3 protein-coding genes are annotated in these 3,098 nt (G+C 59.6%); all 3 read left to right on the forward strand.

Translation table 11 applies throughout. The annotated features are described in order from the left end of the window. Positions 1–98 precede the first annotated feature (98 nt). Complete coding sequence (gene hgcA, locus ABYV89_RS15910) at positions 99–1,235, forward strand: mercury methylation corrinoid protein HgcA (RefSeq protein ID WP_432823917.1); 1,137 nt, start codon at positions 99–101, stop codon at positions 1,233–1,235. 11 nt (positions 1,236–1,246) lie between these two features. Beyond that, positions 1,247–1,531 (forward strand): mercury methylation ferredoxin HgcB, encoded by a 285-nt coding sequence (gene hgcB / locus ABYV89_RS15915; protein WP_432823915.1) that lies wholly within the window; start codon positions 1,247–1,249, stop codon positions 1,529–1,531. 400 nt (positions 1,532–1,931) lie between these two features. Continuing rightward, a partial coding sequence (locus ABYV89_RS15920; protein WP_432823916.1) for a metallophosphoesterase family protein occupies positions 1,932–3,098 on the forward strand: 1,167 nt, incomplete at its 3' end.

Here is a 3,098-nt window from a genome sequence, read left to right on the forward strand (position 1 = left end):
CCCCCGGGCCTCAACCGCCCTGGCATCCGCATGAAAAACTTTCCTGAAAGCAGCCGCTCTGGTAATCTCAAGTGTCGCCACCTGAAAGGAGCGTCGCCATGATGAAATCGCGCCGGGAAAATGCCTCATCCGCGAAACCCGACCCCTCCCCTCCCCTCTCGCCGGAGAGCGAAAAGCCCCCCTGCTGAGGCCCGCCCGTCTCCGCCGGCGGCGGGGAGATCAGCGAGAAGGTGCCGGGATTCCTCGGGTGGTTGCAGAGTCCGGTCGGCCGGGTGCCGCGGATCTCGGGAGAGCTGCGATTCAGCGACCGAACCGGGCGGTGGAAGGCCCGCTGGGGGATCGGCCGCCACTCGTACCTGGTCCCGCCCGGGCTCTACGCCATCGGCTCGCCCGACCCGCAGAGCCCGGTGCTCGTCACCGCCAACTACAAGATGTCCTACGACATCCTCCGCCACACCCTCCACGGCCGGAACCTCTGGCTGCTGGTGCTGGAAACCTTCGGCATCAACGTCTGGTGTGCCGCCGGCAAGGGGAGCTTCGGCACGGCGGAACTGGTTCACCGCATCGAGGCGGCGCGCCTTGCCGAGGCGGTCAGCCACCGCACCCTCCTGTTGCCGATCCTCGGCGCCCCCGGCGTCGCCGCCCATGAAGTCGCCAGGAAGACCGGTTTTCGCATCCGCTACGCGACCATCCGCGCCGCCGACCTGCCGGAGTACCTGGATAACGGGAGGGTGACCACCCCGGCGATGCGGGAGCTGACCTTCACCCTGGCTGAGCGGCTCGTCCTCGTGCCGGTGGAGGTGGTGCTAGCCCTCAAACCGACCCTGCTGATCACCCTTCTGCTCCTTCTGCTCGGCTGGACGACCCGAGATATCTCCGCCGGGCTCTCTCTAAGCGGAGCCTTTCTGGGGGCGCTGGCCGCGGGCACGGTCGCGGCCCCCATCCTCCTGCCGTGGCTGCCGGGCCGAAGCTTTGCCGTCAAAGGCGCCCTGACCGGCCTCGCCTGGAGCCTCCTCTGGTACGCCCTGGGCGGAAAAAGCCTCGGCCTCACCGCAGCCGCCGGCACCTGCCTCGCCCTGACCGCCGTGAGCGCCTTCTACGCCCTCAATTTCACCGGCAGCACACCCTTCACCTCCCGATCCGGCGTAAAGAAGGAGATGCGCACGGCCCTGCCCGCGATGCTGGCCGCCCTTAGCGGCGCGCTGCTGCTCTGGGGCTGGGCGGCGTTTGCCTGAAAGGCTTGACGATGCGAGACTTTAGATACCTTGAAGATGTCACGACCCTCCGCCTCGATGTCGATCTCTGCATCGGTTGCGGCCGCTGCCTGGAGGTCTGCCCCCACGGCGTCTTCACCCTCGAAGTATCCAAAGCGCGCCTGACCGACCCGGACGCCTGCATCGAGTGCGGCGCCTGCGCCAAAAACTGCCCCGTGACAGCCATCGCCGTCGATACCGGTGCCGGCTGCGCTTACGGACTGATCAGCGAGTGGCTGCAGGGGATGAATATCGGGAGGAAGAAGGGATGCCGCTGATCGTTTGAATGCTGCGCCATTGAAGAACATGACACTAGATCCTGTACTGTCAGCTATTTCCCTTGACAATAAGTCTCACAAAGGAATAAGGATAAGGAGTTTTCAGTATTGTTCTCTTAGATTTAATCAGGGGAAACGATGTCTGACTCATCCAGGATTACAACCTGAATTTGAAACCAAAACCCGCATCGTCGATCAATGACGATTTGCGGGTTTTTTTGTGGGGATAGGGCAAAGGCGGGGGGCAACGACTAAGGGCGGAAAAGGTGAGGAGAGTTCGGCTGCTGGGCACCATGAGGTAAGCGTCCCGGGACTCGGAAGCCCTTGGGGTCAGATACTTTCTTAATAAATCCCCGTCAAGACATCGTTTTCTATTCTAACATTTGATCAGGAGGGAAAAATGTTTCGTTTTTTGCACGCTGCCGATATTCATCTCGACAGCCCGCTAATCGGTCTAGAACTCTCTGAGGATGCACCCGTTGATCAGATCCGGGGCGCAACCCGAAAGGCCTTGGACAACCTTGTCGAGTTGGCCATTCGGGAGGAAGTCGCCTTCGTTCTTCTGGCCGGGGATATCTACGACGGGGATTGGAAAGACTTCAATACCGGACTTTTTTTCAACCAGCGGATGATAAAACTCAGAGATGCGAACATCCCTGTTTTTATTGTCTCGGGAAACCACGACGCCGCCAGCCAAATCACCAAAAGTCTCCGGTTGCCGGAGAACGTTTTCATCTTCTCTACTCGAAAGCCGGAAACTCGGCTGCTGCAAAACCTCAATGTCGCCATCCATGGACAAAGCTTTGCCAGTCGGGCGATCAGCCAGGATCTGAGTAGTGGTTATCCTCTGCCCCAAAGCGGCTGCTTCAATATCGGTCTTCTCCATACGGCTCTGAGCGGACGAGCCGGACATGAGCCCTACGCGCCCTGCACGGTCGATGCTTTGAAGGCCAAGGGTTATCAGTATTGGGCATTGGGTCATGTCCATAACCGCGAAGAGGTCCTCCAAGATCCTTGGATTGTCTTTCCGGGAAACCTTCAAGGACGACACATCCGGGAAACCGGCCCAAAGGGATGTACTCTGGTGACGGTCGAAGCCCAGGAGGTCACCCTGGTTGAGCATGTCGACCTTGATGTTCTGCGCTGGCAGTTATGCAAAGTCGATGTCTCCGGCTGCCGGAATGTGGACGAGGTTTATGAACGCACCCAGGTGAGCCTTGAAAAAACGTTGGCCGAGGGTGATGGCCGGCCGGTCGTGGCCCGGCTTGAATTGCATGGCACAACCGCCGCACATCAGAAGCTCCAGGCTCAGTCGGCCCATTGGACTGAAGAATTCCGCAGTTTGGCGATCAATCTGGGCGGGGAAGGTCTCTGGCTGGAGAAGGTTCGCTTCAAGACCAAAGAACAGATGAACATCGATGCGCTCATTCAGGGGGACGAAGCTCTTGGCGGCTTGGTACATAGTCTTCTCAATCTGCAAATGGATGCCGACAAGCTCAGGGAGCTTGATCCTGAGATCGACGCCTTTCTTAATAAACTTCCTCCTGAACTTCGAGGCGGCGAAGAG

It is taken from the genome of Trichloromonas sp., assembly GCF_041583255.1.
Lineage (GTDB): Bacteria > Desulfobacterota > Desulfuromonadia > Desulfuromonadales > Trichloromonadaceae > Trichloromonas.

Bases quoted from the DNA above. Each gene is read 5' to 3' on its own strand.
- hgcB (WP_432823915.1), top strand. From the start codon at position 1,247: ATGCGAGACTTTAGATACCTTGAAGATGTCACGACCCTCCGCCTCGAT.